Below are 207 nucleotides of genomic sequence, written 5' to 3' on the forward strand. Positions count from 1 at the left end.
ACCGGTGTGCACGCGGATTGTTCGGGTCCGTCGTCGACGACGAAGACGCCTGCCACCCAGTTCGAGCACCGCATCCCTCATGGGCAGGGTGGGCCCACCGCGTTGGATAACGCCTCGCGGGTCTCCCAGTACTGGCACAACCTGAAGACCGACGGGCAGGTGAAATACCTCCATGATCCGGTGTCGGGCATGACGATCTGGTTGCTG

General features: G+C 63.3%; 1 pseudogene. It reads left to right on the forward strand.

Annotated elements, in window-relative coordinates:
• A pseudogene (locus tag QP119_RS11800) lies at positions 1–207 on the forward strand (hypothetical protein); the annotation flags it as partial.

Origin of the sequence: Corynebacterium frankenforstense (genome assembly GCF_030211955.1) — a bacterium.
Classification (GTDB): domain Bacteria; phylum Actinomycetota; class Actinomycetes; order Mycobacteriales; family Mycobacteriaceae; genus Corynebacterium; species Corynebacterium frankenforstense_A.